The sequence below is a fragment of the Micromonospora globispora genome (assembly GCF_003857015.1).
In the GTDB taxonomy this organism is placed as follows: Bacteria; Actinomycetota; Actinomycetes; order Mycobacteriales; family Micromonosporaceae; genus Micromonospora; species Micromonospora globispora.
On record NZ_QGGF01000354.1, the window covers coordinates 1 to 17,715 of the forward strand.

At 72.6% G+C, this 17,715-nt stretch carries 11 protein-coding genes and 1 pseudogene; 4 read left to right on the plus strand and 8 right to left on the minus strand.

What is annotated here, in order from left to right; all coding sequences use genetic code 11:
- The 3 genes and pseudogenes from DKL51_RS17475 to DKL51_RS17485 form a co-directional block, all read right to left on the minus strand.
- Positions 1–274: pseudogene (locus DKL51_RS17475) on the minus strand (iron-containing redox enzyme family protein); the annotation flags it as partial.
- Between the two features lie 48 nt (positions 275–322).
- Positions 323–2,086, minus strand: a complete 1,764-nt coding sequence (locus tag DKL51_RS17480) for a thiamine pyrophosphate-binding protein (RefSeq protein WP_109947263.1) — start codon at positions 2,084–2,086, stop codon at positions 323–325.
- The gene (locus tag DKL51_RS17485; protein ID WP_109947264.1) at positions 2,079–3,197 is read right to left on the minus strand and encodes a baeRF2 domain-containing protein; all 1,119 of its coding nucleotides are present in this window, start codon (positions 3,195–3,197) and stop codon (positions 2,079–2,081) included. The genes DKL51_RS17480 and DKL51_RS17485 overlap by 8 nt, the downstream gene beginning before the upstream one ends.
- A gap of 140 nt (positions 3,198–3,337) precedes the next feature.
- On the opposite strand from DKL51_RS17485, the gene DKL51_RS17490 reads away from it, so the two are divergent.
- The 3 genes from DKL51_RS17490 to DKL51_RS17500 all read left to right on the plus strand — a co-directional run bounded on the left by DKL51_RS17490 (position 3,338) and on the right by DKL51_RS17500 (position 6,499).
- Positions 3,338–3,886: a hypothetical protein gene (locus DKL51_RS17490; protein WP_185734829.1), complete on the plus strand. Its 549-nt coding sequence runs from the start codon at positions 3,338–3,340 to the stop codon at positions 3,884–3,886.
- A gap of 37 nt (positions 3,887–3,923) precedes the next feature.
- Entirely contained in the window at positions 3,924–4,784 is an 861-nt protein-coding gene (locus tag DKL51_RS17495; protein ID WP_109947265.1) for an alpha/beta fold hydrolase, read from the plus strand.
- Positions 4,785–5,020: 236 nt separating this feature from the next.
- Positions 5,021–6,499, plus strand: coding sequence for a glutamate-cysteine ligase family protein (locus DKL51_RS17500; RefSeq protein WP_109947275.1), 1,479 nt, complete (start codon positions 5,021–5,023; stop codon positions 6,497–6,499).
- Between the two features lie 39 nt (positions 6,500–6,538).
- Here the strand turns inward: DKL51_RS17500 and treZ are convergent, their stop codons facing one another.
- From treZ to glgX, 3 genes are read right to left on the minus strand one after another with little or no spacing between them, the layout of a single operon-like run.
- Positions 6,539–8,272 (minus strand): malto-oligosyltrehalose trehalohydrolase, encoded by a 1,734-nt coding sequence (gene treZ, locus DKL51_RS17505; RefSeq protein ID WP_109947266.1) that lies wholly within the window; start codon positions 8,270–8,272, stop codon positions 6,539–6,541.
- Positions 8,269–10,605: a malto-oligosyltrehalose synthase gene (gene treY / locus DKL51_RS17510; RefSeq protein WP_124812265.1), complete on the minus strand. Its 2,337-nt coding sequence runs from the start codon at positions 10,603–10,605 to the stop codon at positions 8,269–8,271. The genes treZ and treY overlap by 4 nt, the downstream gene beginning before the upstream one ends.
- A 2-nt stretch (positions 10,606–10,607) precedes the next feature.
- Positions 10,608–12,725, minus strand: a complete 2,118-nt coding sequence (glgX, locus tag DKL51_RS17515) for a glycogen debranching protein GlgX (protein ID WP_124812266.1) — start codon at positions 12,723–12,725, stop codon at positions 10,608–10,610.
- Positions 12,726–13,040: 315 nt separating this feature from the next.
- On the opposite strand from glgX, the gene DKL51_RS17520 reads away from it, so the two are divergent.
- A complete protein-coding gene (locus tag DKL51_RS17520) occupies positions 13,041–14,444 on the plus strand; it encodes a glycosyltransferase family 4 protein (RefSeq protein WP_109947269.1) in 1,404 nt (467 codons plus the stop codon).
- 164 nt (positions 14,445–14,608) lie between these two features.
- Here the strand turns inward: DKL51_RS17520 and DKL51_RS17525 are convergent, their stop codons facing one another.
- Together DKL51_RS17525 and DKL51_RS17530 are read right to left on the minus strand one after the other, a co-directional pair.
- Positions 14,609–15,892 carry a citrate synthase gene (locus DKL51_RS17525; protein WP_109947270.1) on the minus strand — a complete coding sequence of 428 codons (1,284 nt, stop codon included), beginning with the start codon at positions 15,890–15,892 and terminating at the stop codon, positions 14,609–14,611.
- A gap of 189 nt (positions 15,893–16,081) precedes the next feature.
- Positions 16,082–17,715: sulfatase-like hydrolase/transferase (locus DKL51_RS17530; protein ID WP_124812267.1), on the minus strand; the 1,634-nt coding region annotated here is incomplete at its 5' end.

Consider the following 17,715-nt stretch of genomic DNA (forward strand, 5'->3'; position numbering starts at 1 on the left):
CGGCGCGGGCCCGCAGGGCGAGCAGCGAGGGCTGCCACTCCCACGCCTCGTCCACGTCCCGCCAACCGCGGTAGTGCAGCTCGTAGCAGAGGAAGAGGGTGAGCTGCAGGTCCTCGTCGGTGCACGGGTCGGCCACGGCACGGAGGTCGGCGCCGAGGTCGGCCGGCAGGTCGTGCGGCGGCCGGCGCAGGGCCGCGACCAGCGCCGCGGAGACCGGCCCCCGCGACGACGGCAGGGGCGCGGGACCGTAGCGGTGGTCGGCGGGTACGGACATCTGACCTCCCGGGAGACGGTCCCCACGAGATGCCCGGGGGGTGATCCGCTAAACGAGGTCCTCGGCCTCCACGACGGCGCGGGCGTCGAGCATCTGCTCCCGGACCCGGCGGGCGGCGTCTCCGCTGGCGAAGAGGCCACGCAGGTCGGCCAGCGCGGGCTCCGGCGGGTTGAGGGGAACCTCCGCGTCGACCACCGTCTCCAGCACGCTCGGCCGGTCCGCCGCGAGCACCTCGTCCCACGCCGGGCCGACCAGCTCCGGCCGGTCCACCCGGACGCCGTGCAGCCCCAGCAGCCGGGCCCAGCCGGCGTACGGCACGTCCGGTCGCCGGTCCCCGAGCCGGCCGGCCGGATGCCGCCCGCCGCCCATTCCGGACTGGTCGCGGTTGTTGAGCACCAGCACCACGAGCCGGGGATCGCGCCACTGCTGCCAGTGGTGCGCGACCGTGATCAGCTCGGCCAACCCGTTGAGCTGCATCGCCCCGTCGCCGAGCAGGGCGATCACCGGCTCGTCCGGGCGGGCCAGCTTCGCGGCCACCGCGTACGGCAGCGCGCAGCCCATCGAGCCCAGCGTGCCGCAGAGTTGCGCCCGTACGCCGGGGGGCAGCTCCAGGTGGCGGGCGTACCAGAAGATCACCGAGCCCACGTCGACGGCGACCGCACCGGTGCGGGGCACCCGGGTGGAGAGTTCGTGGAGCACGAGCTGCGGGTTGATCGGTTCGGCCGGCGTGGCGGCCCGCTGCGCCGCGTCCTGCCGCCAGCGGTCCACCGAGCTCTCCACGACGCCCCGCCACTGCTGGTTGGGCCGGTCCGGCACCCGGGCCAGCAGGGCTCGCAGCGTCTCGGCGGCGTCGCCGACCAGCGGCACGTCGACCGGGTAGCGGGTGCCGATCCGCCGCCCGTCGATGTCGATCTGGATGGTCCGGGCCTGCCCCGGCATCGGGAAGTAGTCCGTCCACGGGTCGTTCGTGCCGATCAGCAGCAGGGTGTCGCAGCCGCCCATCAGCTGCGCGCTGGCGGTGGTGCCGACCTCGCCGAGCACCCCCGTGTGGAAGGGCAGCCGTTCGTCGAGCACCGGCTTGCCCAGCAGCGAGGTGGCCACCCCGGCGCCGAGCCGGTCGGCGAGCGCCACGATCTCGTCCGCGGCGCCGTGCGCGCCCTGGCCGACCAGAATCGCCACCCGCTGACCGGTGATCAGCAGCGACGCCGCCGCGTCCAGGTCGCCGTCGTGCGGCAGCACCCGGGCCAGCGGCTCCCCGGGCGTCGCCGACATCACCCCGGCGCTGTGCGCTTGCAGGTCCGGCACGGTCGCCGTCTGCAACGAGTACGGCAGCACGACGCAGGTCGGGCTGCGGGTGGCGGCGGCGGTACGGAACGCCTGGTCGAGCAGGACGGGCACCTGCCCGGCCACCCGCCCGTACCGGAGGAACTGGTTGCACACGTCGCCGAAGAGCCGGCTCAGCCCGATCTCCTCGTGCGCCCCGCCGAGCGGGCCCGAGATGTCCTCGCCGACGATCGCCACCACCGGCTTGCTGTCCAGCTTGGCGTCGTAGAGGCCGTTGAGCAGGTGCACCGCGCTCGGCCCCTGGGTGGCCAGGCAGACCCCGATCTCGCCGGTGAACTTGGCGTGGCCGGTGGCCATGAAGGCCGCGGTCTCCTCGTGCCGGGCCGGGATGAACTCGGGGTCCCCGCCGGCCCGGTCCAACGCGGCCACCAGCGGGGCGATCGCCTCCCCCGGGTAGCCGAAGGCGCGCGGCACCCGCCAGGCGCGTAGCCGCTCCACCACCAGGTCCGCCACCGTACGGTCAGGCATTGCCCCGCCCGGGGGTGCTCGCGTCCACGAAACGCAGCACCGCGCCGACCCCGTCGGTGAGCTCGGGGGCCTCCTCCGGCGCGAGCACGGTCAGCTCGGCGTCGGTACCGACCAGCGCGCGCAGCAGGGCGGCGTCGGCCCGTACCCGCTGCGGGTCCGCCGTGGCGGCCAGCCGAGCCGGGTCGGTGGCGATGTCGGTCGGCTCGGAGCCGATCCACAGCTGCCCGTCCGCGGAAGGGTCATCGACGATGAGCATCGTGTCGACCTGGTTGCGCTGCAGCGCGGCGACCACCGCGTCCAGGCCGGCGCCGACGTCCTCCTGCAAGCCGAACCGGTCCAGCGCGGCGGTGATCCGCCGGTCGGCCACCTCGGCGATGGACTGGACGGTGAGGTCGTCCATCGCCATCGGGTCGGCGCCCCGGGCCCGGGAGCCGGCGTCGGTGCGGATCACCAGGTCCTGCCAGCGGTCGGGCAGCTGGGCGGCGATCACCCCGGTGGCCCGGATGTCGCCGGCCACCACCACCACGTCGGCGTCGACCTTCTCGGCCAGCTCCGCGGTCGCCGCGGCCGCGTCGCCGGCGTTGTGGTGCCACGCCTCCATCGCAGCGCGCTGATAGCGCGACTGGGACCAGCCGCCCGGTCGCACCCGGCGCAGCTGGTAGCTCTCCCGCCCCTGCACGTGAGCCCGGCGGGGTACCCCGCCGGCGCTGATCGCGATGGCGTCCGCGCCGGTCCGGTCGGCCAGCACCCGCACCCAGGCCACCTGCTCACCGCGCTGGGCGACCAGCGGCATGGTGTGTGGCAGGGCGGACCAGGTGGCGAGGTCCTTGAGTGGGGGCGCGGAGAGGTACTCGGTGAGCACCACCCGACCCCGGGTGGCGAAGACGGCCAGGCCGTAGTCCCCCGCCATCGGGTCGTGCCGGCGGACGACCTGCTCGACCGCGTCGATGCTCGCCGAGTCGGCGCCCTGCTCCAGCAGTTGGCCCTTGAGGGCCCGCCAGCGCAGGTCCAACGCGGGACGGGAGTCGTGAGTGTCCCGGGAGGCGTCCAGGTACACCGAGCACCACGGCCCGGGACGGTCGTAGAGCGGGCGCAGGAAGGACAGCTGCATGCTCGACCCCTTTCCAGCTCGGCCGCACGCATACCCGCGCTGCTGCGGATGTCACCTGGCCGCTGGTCGCGTGACCGGCGTTCATTCACGCCGTTCAACCTCCACTGCCGATACGATCGGTGAGCGAAGCCGGACCCAGGGTGGTGACCATGAACACTGACCTGCCCATTCGACGCGTCGTGCACCCCACGGAGCGGATCGTCACCGGGCGGGTGGTCCGGTTGCTGGAGGGCTACCCCCGCGAGGTACGCGTCGGCCAGCCGGTGCTGGTCGCGGTGCTCACCGCGGCCGGGCTGACGGGGCTGCTGATGCTGCTGGTACGCGCGCTGCTCAGCGGGGGCCGCCGGGGCGCCCGGCGCAGCTTCAAGGAGCTGAAGAAGGGGCCGGAGTTCCTGGTCACCCCGGTGCGGCTGCGTGACGGGGCCGACCGCCTGCTGGAGGTGGAGCTGCACGGGCACCTGCCGCAGAGCGCCCTGCACCCCGCCGACCACGTGCAGCTCACCCTGCGGCCGCAGCGCGATCCGGAGCTGCCGCCGCGGATCGAGCGGATCGTCAACCTGACCACCGGGCAGTTGCTCACCCCGCGTACCGCCACCCTCTGGTCCCACCTCGGTCCGCCGCTGCTGCTGCAGGCAGCCCTCGGCGCGCTGCTGCTGGTCGGCATCGCCTCCTGCTCGGTGCTCCGCTGAGGTTTCCGCCTGGCGGGGCGCGGGCACCGGTCCGGCCATGTTCGCCGGATTCACCCTGGAGGAGATCGACGTCGGCCCGGTCCGGCTGCGCGTCCGGCACGGCGGGTCGGGTCCCCCGGTGGTGCTGCTGCACGGGCATCCGCGTACCCACGCCACCTGGCACCGGGTCGCTCCCCTGCTGGCCGAGCGGCACACGGTGATCTGCCCGGACCTGCGCGGCTACGGCGGGTCGTCGAAGCCGCCGAGCGACGCCGGGCACACCGTCTACGCGAAGCGGGCGATGGCCGCCGACGTGGTGGGGCTGCTCGACGTCCTCGGCCACGAGCGGGCCGCGGTGGTCGGCCACGACCGGGGGGCGTACGTGGCGATGCGGACCGCGCTGGACCACCCGGCCCGGGTGAGCCGGCTCGGGGTTCTCGACGGGGTGCCGATCGGCGAGGCGCTGGCCCGCTGCGACGCCCGCTTCGCGGCCCGCTGGTGGCACTGGTTCTTCCTCGGGCAACTCGACAAGCCGGCCGAGCGGGTGATCAACGCCGACCCGGACGCCTGGTACGGGGGCTCGCCGGCCCAGATGGGCGAGGAGGCGTACGCCGACTACCGGCGGGCCATCCACGACCCGGCGACGGTGCACGCGATGTGCGAGGACTACCGGGCCGGACTCGGCCCGGACCGGGCGGCGGACGACGCGGACCGGGCCGCCGGGCGGCGGATCGGCTGTCCGGTGCTCTTCGTCTGGTCGGAGCGGGACGACATGGTCGATCTCTACGGCGACCCGGCCGCGATCTGGCGGGACTGGGCCGACGACGTGCGCGCCGCGTCGGTCGATTCCGGGCACCACCTGGCCGAGGAGGCGCCGGCGCAGCTCGCCGCCGTGCTGGCCGACTTCCTCGCCGACTGAGCCCGGCCGCCCGCGGGCAGCGCGCAGACCGGCGCAAGTGTCTTTCTCGCGCATCGCCTCCCCCGCCCACGGTCGGCGGCGATGCTGGATGGGCGCGGACCAACCCGACGGCCTGGCACAGCGGGCGCGACGGGGATCACGGCGGCCGAAATGGGTAACTGAAGGGTCGTTCGGGTCTTCCCACGCGTACGGGGGCGTGCAAGGTTGATGGGACCAACGGTGACAGGGTGGTGACCATGGGCGAGGAAGTCGGCGCGCGTACGTTCAGCCGCGAGGACCGGGCCCGCTACCGGGAGAAGGTACGGCGCTGCCTCGACGTCTTCGCCGAGATGCTGCGCGAGTCGCGCTTCGACGTGGAACGGCCGATGACCGGCCTGGAGATCGAGCTGAACCTGGTCGACGACGAGTCGCAACCGGCGATGCGCAACGCCGACGTGCTGGCCGCGGTCGCCGACCCGAGCTTCCAGACCGAGCTGGGCCAGTTCAACGTGGAGATCAACGTGGCGCCGCGCCGCCTCACCGGCACCGGCACCGCCCAGTTCGAGGAGCACGTCCGGGCCAGCCTGAACGCGGCCGAGGAGAAGGCCCGCAAGGTCGGCGCGCACATGGTCATGATCGGGATCCTGCCCACCCTGCGCCCCGAGCACCTGACCGCCGCGACGCTGTCCGCGAATCCGCGCTACGAGCTGCTCAACGAGCAGATCTTCGCCGCCCGCGGCGAGGACCTGCAGATCTCGATCAGCGGGGTGGAACGGCTATCCATTACCGCGGACACCATCACCCCCGAGGCGGCGTGCACCAGCACGCAGTTCCACCTCCAGGTCAGCCCCGCCCAGTTCGCCGACTACTGGAACGCCGCCCAGGCCATCGCCGGCATCCAGGTCGCCCTCGGCGCCAACTCGCCGCTGTTCTTCGGCCGCGAGCTGTGGCGGGAGACCCGGGTCCCGCTGTTCCAGCAGGCCACCGACACTCGCTCCGAGGAGATCAAGGCGCAGGGGGTACGCCCCCGGGTGTGGTTCGGGGAACGCTGGATCACCAGCGTCTTCGACCTGTTCGAGGAGAACGTGCGCTACTTCCCGGCGCTGCTGCCGGTGTGCGACCCGGAGGACCCGGCGAAGGCCCTCGCCGAGGGTGGCGTGCCCAAGCTGGCCGAGCTGCGGCTGCACAACGGCACCATCTACCGGTGGAACCGGCCCGTCTACGACGTGCTGAAGGGCCGGCCGCACCTGCGCGTGGAGAACCGGGTGCTCCCCGCCGGCCCGACCGTCCTCGACACCGTCGCCAACGGCGCGTTCTACTTCGGACTGGTCCGCGCGCTCGCGGAGTCCGACCGGCCGCTCTGGTCGCAGATGTCGTTCAGCGCGGCCGAGGAGAACTTCACCAACTGCGCCCGGCACGGCATCGACGCGCAGGTCTACTGGCCGGGGCTGGGCTACCTGCCGGCCACCGAGCTGGTGCTGCGCCGGCTGCTGCCACTGGCGTACCACGGGCTGGACCGGTGGGGACTGGACCCGACCGAGCGGGACCGGCTGCTCGGCATCATCGAGCAGCGCTGCCTGACCGGGCGCAACGGCGCGAGCTGGCAGGTGGAGACCCTGCACCGGCTGGAGTCGGCCGATCATCTGGACCGGCCGGAGGCGCTGCGCGAGGTGGTCCGCCACTACGTCGACCTGATGCACAGCAACCGCCCGGTGCACGAGTGGCCGCTGCCCTGATCCCCAGGCCCGCCACCGACGGTCCTGACCCGTCTGATCTCAGAGGGCGACGATCGCCGCCGTCTCCGCTGGCAGCTCGACGCCGTCGCGCATCACCGTCACCCCGGTGCCGGTGGCCAGCAGGACCGCGCGCACCACCCCGGGCAGGTTGATCCGCTGCGGCTTGGCCGCGAGGTTCGCCGCCACCAGGCACGCCCCCCGGCGCATCAGCAGGAACTGGTCGCCGTGCTGGACGTCGACCCGGGACAGCCGGGGGTCGGAGAGGTCGGGGCGGCTCTTGCGCAGCGCGATCAGCCGCCGGTAGAAGTCGTACATCTCCCGGTGCTCGGGCTTGTCCAGCTCAGCCCAGTCCAGTTGGGAGCGGACGAAGGTCTGCCGGTCCTGCGGGTCGGGCACGTCCCCCTCCGGCCAGCCGTGGGCGGCGAACTCCCGCCTCCGCCCGGTGGCCACCGCGGTCGCCAGCTCCGGCTCCGGGTGGCTGGTGAAGAACTGCCACGGGGTGCTGGCCGCCCACTCCTCCCCCATGAAGAGCATCGGGGTGAACGGCGCGGTCATCAGCAGGGTGGCGCCGACCCGCAGCAGCGCCGGGGAGAGCGTGGCGGAGATCCGGTCGCCGGTGGCCCGGTTGCCGATCTGGTCGTGGTTCTGCAGGTACGCCACGAACCGGTGCCCGGGCGTCCGCTGCCGGTCGACCGGCCGGCCGTGGCTGCGGTTGCGAAAGCTGGACCAGGTGCCGGCGTGGAAGAACGCGCCGGTCAGCACGTCGGTCAGGCACTCCAGCGAGCCGAAGTCGCCGTAGTAGCCCTGCCGTTCCCCGGTGAGCAGGGTGTGCAGCGCGTGGTGAGCGTCGTCGTTCCACTGGGCGTGCAGGCCGTAGCCGCCGGCCTCGCGCGGGGTGATCAGCTTTGGGTCGTTCAGGTCGGACTCGGCGATCAGCGACAGCGGCCGGCCGAGATGGGTGGCGAGCGCCTCCACCTCGACCGCCAGCTCTTCGAGGAGGTGGGTGGCCCGGGAGTCCGGCATGGCGTGCACGGCGTCCAGCCGCAGCCCGTCGACGTGGTAGTCCCGCAGCCACATCAGCACGCTGTCGATGATGTAGCGGCGCACCCCGTCGGAGTGCGGGCCGTCGAGGTTGACCGTCCGGCCCCACGGGTTGCTCTGCTCGCTGAGGTACGGCGCGAACATCGGCGCGTAGGCCCCGGAGGGCCCGAAATGGTTGTAGACGACGTCGAGGATCACCCCCAGCCCCTTGGCGTGCGCGGCGTCGACCAGGCGCTTGAGCCCGTCCGGCCCGCCGTACGGCTGGTGCGGGGCGTACCAGCAGACCCCGTCGTAACCCCAGTTGTGCTCGCCGTTGAAGGCGTTGACCGGGAGCAGCTCGATCATGTCCACGCCGAGCTCGACGAGGTGGTCCAGCCGCCCGATGGCGGCGTCGAAGGTGCCCTCCGGGGTGAAGGTGCCGACGTGCAGCTCGTAGAGAATGCTGCCGGGCAGCTGCCGGCCGGTCCAGCCCTGGTCGGTCCAGCCGAACGCGGTGTGGTCGTAGAGCCGGCTCGGGCCGTGCACTCCCTGCGGCTGCCACGCCGAGCGCGGGTCGGGCAGGGCTCGCTCGTCGTCGTCGAGCAGGAACGCGTAGTCGGTGCCCGGCCCGGCGCCGGGCACCTCGACCCGCCACCACCCGCCCGGGCCGCTCCGCATCTCGTGGTCGGCCACGCCGGGCAGGCGCAGCCGGACCCGGGCGGCCTCGGGCGCCCACACCCTGAATTCGGTCATGCGGCAGCCTCCACGGCGTCGGTGGGAGCCAGCAGGGCGACTGGATAGATGCCCAACAAATCATCCATGAGCAGCTCAGAGCCACTGTAGACCCGGCCGGTGAACAAGTCAGTCACCCGATGAACGGAAAGCGACAAAGTCGTGTCGCGCCAGCCGCCGGCGCGGGCCAGGCCGAGCGGGAGCCGGGTGGCCACCGCGATCGCGCCGCCCCGGTCGAAGGCCACCGCGTGCGACCCGGCCGGACCGTGCGCCGGCACCGGACGGTAGCCGGTGAACAGCTCCGGGTGGTCCCGGCGCAGCCGCAGCGTCCGGGAGACCACCAGCAGCTTCGCCGCGCCGTCCGCGGCCACGCCGGGCCGCCGGCCGCCGTCGAGCCGGGCCAGCAGCTCCCGGCGCACGGCGAAGTCGACCGGGCGGCGGTTGTCGGGATCGACCAGCGAGTTCTCCCACAGCTCGGTGCCCTGGTAGGTGTCGGGGACTCCGGGCATGGCGAGCTGGACCAGCTTCTGACCGAGCGAGTTGGACCAACCGGCCGGGGTGATCGCGTCGGCGAACGCGGTGATCTCGCCGTGCAGGTGGGGGTCGTCGTACATCCGGTCGACCAGGGCGTGCAGCTCACGTTCGAAGGCCAGGTCGGGATCGGTCCAGCTGGTGGAGACGGACGCCTCGCGGGCGGCCTTCTCGACGTACGCGTGCAGTCGCTCCCGCTCGATCGGCCAGGCACCGACGGCGGTCTGCCAGAGCAGGTGGGCGAAGGCGGGGTCGGGCAGCGGCGCGCGGGACATCCAGTCACTGACCTGGTCCGCCCAGCGGTCGGGCAGCTCGGAGAGGACGGCGAGCCGGGCGCGGACGTCCTCGCCGCGCTTGGTGTCGTGGGTGGAGAGGGTGGTCATGCTGGCCGGCCAGCGGACCTGCCGGGCGGCGGCGAACCGGTGGAACTCCGCCGGCGGCACGCCGAAGTGCGCCGGGCTGCCGCCGACCTCGTTGAGCGCGACGAACCGGCTCCACCGGTAGTAGGCGGTGTCCTCCACGCCCTTGGCCATCACCGCGCCGGTGAACTGCGGGAAGCGGGCGCCCAGCTCGTGCTCCGGGTCGCGCAGCCGGGCGGTGACCGCGTCGAGGGTGTCCGCGAGGTCGGGACGACGCCGGCCGGCCTCGGCCCGGGCGGCCGCCAGGTGCCGGGCACCCTCCGGCGGGTAGCCGCGGTAGACCGGGAAGCAGGCGGCCAGCTCGGCGAGAGCCTGGCGGGTGGCGGCGGGCTCCAGCTCGGGGACCAGGGCGGCGAGCCGGTTCAGCTCGGCGGCGAGCAGTCGGGTGGCCGCCTCCCACTTGGTGTCGTGGGTCAGGTTCTGCCACGAGGTGGCGTGCCCGGTGAGCCGGGTGTCCAGGGCGGTGAAGTCGCCTTCGGCGTCCGGGTCGACGAAGAGGCCGCCGGCCGCCGCGAGGGCGTCGTAGCCGGTGGTGCCGTCCACCGGCCAGTCCGGCAGCTCCTCGCCGTACTCGAGGATCTTCTCCACCAGCAGCCACGCCTCGGGTGCGGCGGCGCGCAGCCGGGCCAGGTAGCCGGCGGGGTCGCGCAGCCCGTCCGGGTGGTCGACCCGGATGCCGTCCAGCTCGCCGGCGTCGGCCCAGCGCAGGATCTCGGCATGGGTGGCGGCGAAGACCTCCGGGTCCTCCACCCGCAGACCGGCCAGGTCGGACACCGCGAAGAACCGGCGGTACGTCAGCTCGGCGTCGCCGCGTCGCCAGTTGACCAGCTCGTAGTGCTGCCGGTCGTGCACCTCCCGCGGGCTGCCCGCGCCGGTGCCGTCGGCGATCGGGAACCGGTGCTCGTGGTAGCGCAGCTCCCCGTCGACCACCTTGAGGTCGTCCAGCGCGTCGGGGCTGTCGGCGAGCACCGGCAGCAGCAGCCGGCCCCGGTTCCAGTCGATGTCGAACCAGGTCGCGTACGCCGACTCCCGTCCCCGGCGCAGCACGTCCCACCAGGCCGGGTTGGCCGCCGGCTGGGCCACCCCGACGTGGTTGGGGACGATGTCGACGACCAGACCCAGCCCGGCGGCGCGCAACGCGCGCAGCAGGCGCTGCCGGCCGGCCTCGCCGCCGAGTTCGGGGTTGACCGACCGGGGGTCCACCACGTCGTAGCCGTGCGCCGAGCCGGGGGTGGCGGTGAGCAGGGGCGCGCTGTAGAGGTGGGTGACGCCGAGGTCGGCGAGGTAGTCGGTGAGCCCGGCGGTGGCGTCGAGGTCGAAGCCGGGCCGGATCTGGACGCGGTAGGTCGACCCGACCCGTGTCGTCGGTGCCGTCGTCGCGTCCGGCCGAGGGGTGTCGGGCATGCTCAGACCGTCCTCTCCAGGACCAGCAGCGAGCGGTCGGGCACGCAGATGGTGCCGGCCGCCTCGACCGTCGTCGTCTTCTCCGGATCCGGTTCCGCGGTACTGATCACCAGCTCCCACCGCTGCCCGAACTCCTCCCCGGGCAGGGTGAAGTCCAGCGGCGCGTCGTGGGCGTTGAACAGGAGCAGGAACGAGTTGTCGCGGTGGCGCTGGCCGTACTGGCCGCGCTCCGGGATGCCGTCACCGTTGACGAAGAGCGCGACCGAGCGGCCGAATTCGTTGCCCCAGTCCTCGCCGGTCATCTCCCGGCCGTCCGGGGTGTACCAGGCCAGGTCGGGCAGGGCGGTGCCGGCGGCCCGGCCACCCACCGGCAGGCCGGTGAAGAATCGGCGGCGGCGGAACACCTGGTGCCGGTTGCGGAAGGCGGTGAGCCGCCGGACGAAGCCGAGCAGGTCCTCGTCGGCGTGCTCCCAGTCGATCCAGGCCAGCTCGCTGTCCTGGCAGTACGCGTTGTTGTTGCCGTGCTGGGTGCGGCCCAGCTCGTCGCCGTGCCCGATCATGGGTACGCCCTGGGAGAGGATCAGGGTGGCCAGGAAGTTCCGCCGCTGCCGGGCCCGCAGCGCCAGCACGCCCTGGTCGTCGGTGTCCCCCTCGACGCCGCAGTTCCAGGACCGGTTGTGGCTCTCGCCGTCCCGGTTCTCCTCGCCGTTGGCCTCGTTGTGCTTGTCGTTGTACGAGACCAGGTCGTGCAGGGTGAACCCGTCGTGGCAGGTGACGAAGTTGATGCTGTGGAACGGGCGGCGGCCGTCGTCCTGATAGAGGTCGGCGGAGCCGGAGATCCGGGAGGCGAACTCGGCCAGGGTGGCCGGCTCGCCGCGCCAGAAGTCCCGGACGGTGTCCCGGTACTTGCCGTTCCACTCGGTCCACTGCGGCGGGAAGTTGCCGACCTGGTAGCCGCCCGGGCCGACGTCCCACGGCTCGGCGATCAGCTTGACCTGGCTGACCACCGGGTCCTGCTGGACCACCTCGAAGAAGGTGGAGAGGCGGTCCACCTCGTAGAACTCGCGGGCCAGGGTGGCGGCGAGGTCGAAGCGGAAGCCGTCGACGTGCATCTCGGTCACCCAGTACCGCAGCGAATCCATGATCAGCTGGAGCGAGTGCGGGTTGCGCACGTTGAGGCTGTTGCCGGTGCCGGTGTAGTCGACGAAGTAGCGCCGGTCCTCCTCGGAGAGCCGGTAGTAGCTGGGGTTGTCGACGCCCTTGAAGCTGAGCGTCGGGCCGAGGTGGTTGCCCTCCGCGGTGTGGTTGTAGACCACGTCGAGGATGACCTCGATGCCGGCGGCGTGCAGCGCCCGGACCATGCCGCGGAACTCCTGCACCTGCTGGCCGACGCGGCCCAGCGCGGAGTAGCCGTGGTGCGGGGCGAAGAAGCCGATGGTGTTGTAGCCCCAGTAGTTGCGCAGCCCCAGGTCGACCAGCCGGTCGTCGTGCACGAACTCGTGCACGGGCATGAGCTCGACCGCGGTCACGCCGAGCCGCTTGAAGTAGTCGATCATCACCGGTGACCCGATGGCGGCGTACGTGCCGCGCAGCTCCGGCGGGATGTGCGGGTGGCGCATGGTCAGCCCGCGTACGTGCGCCTCGTAGATCACCGAGTGGTGGTACGGGGTGCGCGGCGGCTTGTCGTTACCCCAGTCGAAGTAGGGGTTCACCACCACCGACTTCGGCATGAACGGCGCCGAGTCGGTCTCCGACATCCGGTCCGGGTGACCCAGGTCGTAGTCGTAGACCGCCGGATCCCAGGCGACCTCCCCGTCGACCGCCTTGGCGTACGGGTCGAGCAGCAGTTTGTGCGGGTTGCAGTGCAGCCCGTTGGCCGGGTCGTACGGGCCGTGGATCCGGTAGCCGTAGCGCTGGCCGGGGTCGATGCCCGGGATGTAGGCGTGCCAGACGTACGCGTCGACCTCGCGCAGCTCGACGCGCCGCTCGGCGCCGGTGTCCCACTCGTCGAAGAGGCAGAGCTCGACCCGCTCCGCCATCTCGGAGAAGATCGCGAAGTTGGTGCCCATCCCGTCGTAGGTGGCGCCCAGGGGGTACCGCTCACCGGGCCAGACCTGCATGTCGCTCCTCAGAAAGGCACAAGATCATTTGCGTATCGGGCGGGCGGGCCGCCGACGCGCACGCCGCTAATGCCCCACGCTTCGGCTGGTCAATCCCGCCGAACGGATCACTCCCGGTATCCACCCGTCTGATGCCGACCGGGCCCGCTCGGGTGTCTTCCGTCACGATATGCCTATTCCGGGTGCGCGGGACCGCGCCATGCCCTTTCCTGAGTACGGGCGCGCGGGCGTGCCCATTCGGCCTGTCGGCCTCCCCATTTCCTTTACGCCGCCACCGTCGCCGGCGCGCTCCTTCGTGCATGAACGGAGATTGATGTGACCACTCTGCGGGTCGGCGAGCAGTCCGCCACCGCTCCGGACCGGATCCACCGGCCCACCCTCACCTCCCGGCCCCAGATCCCGCAGCAGCCCGCCGCGGACGTGCCGCCGGCCACCCGGCGCATCCTGATGCTGTCGTGGGAGTACCCGCCGGTGCTCGTCGGCGGGCTCGGCCGCCACGTGCACGCGCTCTCCGTCGCCCTGGCCGCCGCTGGCCACGAGATCACCGTGGTCACCCGGCACGCCGAGGGCGCGCCGCTGGAGGAGTACGCCGACGGCGTCCGCATCGTCCGGGCCGCCGAGGACCCGGTCACCTTCCCGCTCGCCACGAACTCGCTGCTGGCCTGGACGATGGCGTTCAACCACACGCTCACCCGGGCCGCGCTGCGCGCCGCCGAGTCCGGCTCGTACGACGTGATCCACGCCCACGACTGGCTGGTCGCGCATACCGCCATGACCCTGCGGGAGCACCTGGACGTGCCGCTGGTCAGCACCATCCACGCCACCGAGGCCGGCCGGCACCAGGGCTGGCTGCCGGAGGAGATGAACCGGACCATTCACGGCGTCGAGCAGTGGCTCAGCGCCGAGTCGGGCCGGGTCATCGTCTGCTCCGGTTACATGCGCGACGAGGTGACCGCGCTCTTCGGGGTGCCGGCCGCCCGGGTCGACGTGGTGCCCAACGGCGTGGAGCCGCACCGCTGGCGGGCACCGGTCGCCGCGGTCGCCTCCGCCCGGGCCCGGTTCGCCGGGGACGGTCCGCTGGTCACCTTCGCCGGCCGGCTCGTCTACGAGAAGGGCGTGCAGCACCTGCTCGCCGGGCTGCCCCGGCTGCGCGAGCGGCACCCCGGGCTGCGCGCGGTGATCGTCGGCGACGGTCCGTACCGAGAGGCGCTGGCGGCGGAGGTGGACCGGCTCGGGCTCGGGGCCGTGGTGAGCATGCCCGGCTTCCTCGGCGGCGCCGACCTGCCCGCCGTGATGGCCGCCTCGGACTGCTTCGCCGTGCCGAGCATCTACGAGCCGTTCGGCATGGTGGCCCTGGAGGGGGCCGCCGCCGGCGCGCCGCTCGCGGTGGCGCGTACCGGCGGGCTCGCCGAGATCGTCGAGCCGGGGGTCACCGGGATGACCTTCGCCCCGCAGGACCCGGAGGCGCTGACCGAGGCGGTGCACGCGCTGCTCTCCGACCGGAAGCAGGCCCGGAGGCTGGCCCGGCGGGCCCGCGCCATGGTCCACGAGCAGTACGGCTGGTCGGCGATCGCGGCCCGCACCACGGCCACCTACGCCGCCGCCATCGCCAAGGACGCCGCCTTCACCGCTGAGCGCGCCGAGCACCGCATGGCCCTCGGCCGCTCCCTACCCCCCATGCCCGAAGGCAACCTCCTGACCGCCGCCGGCCTCCGCTGACCCCACCCCGGCCACCGCCGATCTTGCACTAGTGGTTGTTGATTCGTCCGGGTACGCCCAGATATGTCCTCACCACAAGTGCAAGATCGCGCGTGGCTGGGGGCGTACGGGAAAGGCCGCCGGCCCCGGGAGGGGGCGGCGGCCTTTCGCGTGGGGAACCGGGGTCAGCGCTCCACGGCGGGGGTGTAGTCCCGCTCGGGGTAGCCGGTGTAGATCTGCCGCGGGCGGCCGATCTTGGTCTCCGGGTCGTTGATCATCTCGCGCCACTGGGCGATCCAGCCGGGGAGCCGGCCCAGCGCGAAGAGCACCGTGAACATCTTCGTCGGGAAGCCCATGGCCTTGTAGATCAGGCCGGTGTAGAAGTCCACGTTCGGGTAGAGCCGGCGGGAGACGAAGAAGTCGTCGGCGAGGGCGATCTCCTCCAGCTCCACCGCGAGGTCCAGCAGCGGGTCCGGCTTGGCCATCCGGCCGAGGACGTCCCGGGCGGCCTTCTTCACGATCGCGGCGCGCGGGTCGTAGTTCTTGTAGACCCGGTGGCCGAAGCCCATCAGCTTCACGCCGGTCTGCTTGTCCTTCACCTTCTGCACGAAGGAGCGGACGTCGCCGCCGTCGGCCTGGATCTTCTCCAGCATCTCCAGTACGGCCTGGTTGGCGCCGCCGTGCAGCGGGCCGAAGAGCGCGTTCACGCCGGCGGAGACCGAGGCGAAGAGGTTGGCGTTGCTGGAGCCGACCAGCCGGACGGTCGAGGTGGAGCAGTTCTGCTCGTGGTCCGCGTGCAGGATGAAGAGCATGTCCAGCACCTTGGCCACCACCGGGTCGACCTCGTACGGCTCCGCCGGCACACCGAACGTCATCCGCAGGAAGTTCTCCACGTAGCCCAGGGAGTTGTCCGGGTACAGCAGCGGCTGACCGATGGACTTCTTGTAGGCGTACGAGGCGATGGTCGGGACCTTCGCCATCAGCCGGACCGTCGACATCTCCACGTGGTTGGAGTCGAACGGGTCCAGGCTGTCCTGGTAGAAGGTGGAGATCGCACTGACGGCCGAGGAGAGCACCGCCATCGGGTGCGCGTCCCGCGGGAAGCCGTCGAAGAACCGGCGCATCTCCTCGTGCAGCAGGGAGTGCCGCCGGATCCGCTCGCTGAACTCGGTCAGCTGCTGCTGGGTCGGCAGCTCGCCGTAGATCAGCAGGTACGAGACCTCCAGGAAGGAGGACTTCTCGGCCAGCTGGTCGATCGGGTAGCCGCGGTACCGCAGGATGCCCGCGTCACCGTCGATGTAGGTGATCGCGGACGAGGCGGAGGCGGTGTTGACGAAACCGGGGTCATAGGTGGTCATCCCGGTTTCCTTGAGCAGATTGCCCACGCGGATGCCGGCGGGGCCCTCGACCGCGGACTGGACCGGCATCGACAGCTGCCCACCGGGGTGGTCGAGCTTGACTTCCGTCATGTGTTCCTCGCTTCGCCGGCAAGATCTTCGTTGAATTGCCTTCGCTTTCACCGTAATCGCGGTCTGCGGGACACGGCTCGTCATGGTTCCACGGTGAGGTATGCGTCACCCGATTCCCGACTTGCCGGCTGGGAAACCCGGCGCCCGGATCGACCGCCCGGGACCACCGAGGCGCCTGGGACGTAGTCGTCAGGAGAGGGCGAGGCGGCGCAGCGAGCCGTCGGACCCGACCCGGTAGAGGTCGAGGCGGTTGGCGCCGGCGGCGAAGAGCCGGTCGTCGGAGAGCAGCGCGGCGAAGCGGCGGCCGCCCCGGTCGGGCGGGACGACCGGGACGACCGCGCCGATCGTGCCGTTGACCGCCACCGCCAGCATCGTCCCGTCCGGCACCGCGGCGGGCACGGTGCCCCAGACCAGGGCGGGCAGCTCGCCGTGCACGGCGTCGACGTCGCGGAACGCGGCGAGGTTGGCGACGGTGGCCGTACCGTCGGTGGGCCGGTCACCCACCCGGGTGCCGACCAGCGGGCTCGGGGCGGGTGCGGCGGGCGGGGACGGCACCCCGCCGGTGATCGTCACCGGCTGACCCGGCCGGTCGTAGAACCGCTTCTCGGGGCGCTGGCGGGGTGCCTGCCGGGCCGACCGCCCGTCCATCCGCCAGGGGATCCGCATGTGCGTCTCGTCGGCGATGGTGGGCAGCAGGTCCACGTGCTCCCAGTTCCGGTCGTCCACCCGTCCAGCGCGCTGGCCAGGGCTCTTGATGAACATCGGCACCCAGGCGACCTGGTCGGCGGCGTGGTTGATGGCGTCCATCCCGCGGCCCTGCCAGTCCCTGCGGAAGCTCACCCCGTGGTCCGCGGTGACCAGGATCAGCGCCCTGTCGTACAGGCCGGTGGCGCGCAGGGTGCGCAGCGTCTCGCCGATCAGCCGGTCGGTGTAGCCGAGTTGGGCCAGGTGCCGCTGCCGGGCCAGCTCCACCCAGCCGGCGCCGTCGTTGGGCAGGTCCTCCGGGGCGGCGTAGTGCGCCCCGGACGGCAGGTACGCCCACGGCGTGTGCGGCATGAGCAGGTGCAGGAAATGCAGGGTGGGGCGGGACGACGGGCGCAGCCCGGCCAGGAAGCTGGTGAACCGGGCCGGCTGGTTGTCGTCGAGGGTGTCCCAGCGGAACTTCGGGTCCGCCGGCACCGGCTCGGCCGCGTCCAGCCCCGCCTCTGCGCGGGTCAGCTCCCGGTAGGAGTCCTCCGGGTCGATCCGGCTGTCCACCGGGGCGGTGACCTGGCGCAGCAGCTTGCCGCTCTCCCGCACCAGCACGCCGAGCCCCTGTTCCGGACTGGCCGGCTGTTCGCAGCGGCTGGGCGGGCAGAGCCGGGTGATGCTCTCCTCGGCCCGGATCTCGTACAGGCCGCCGAGGGCGGTGAAGAGGTTGTCCGGGTACTGCGAGTAGTGCGGGGCGAACGGCTGGGCCGGGTAGCGGCCGGTCAGCATCGCCGGCAGCGCGTACGGGGTCCAGCCGCTGACCCCGGTGGCGTTGCGGTACCAGGTGGAGCCCCGGGCGAGCTCGGCGAAGTTCGGGTAGCGGGTGGCGTCGATCCTCCCGTCCGGGGCGAGCAACGAGACCAGCGGCAGCTCGTCCAGGACGATCATGACCACCGGCGGGTGGGCGCCCGCGCCCGCCGTCCCGGCCGCGCCGGCGTGTGCCCGGGGCAGCACCACCGCCGAGGCCGGCGAGGCGAAGAGGAAGAGGCTGACGAAGACGGGCGGCCCGACCGCGGCCACCCGGAGCACCCGACCCGGCACCCGCCACCGGCGGTGCGCGGCCACCCCCGCCG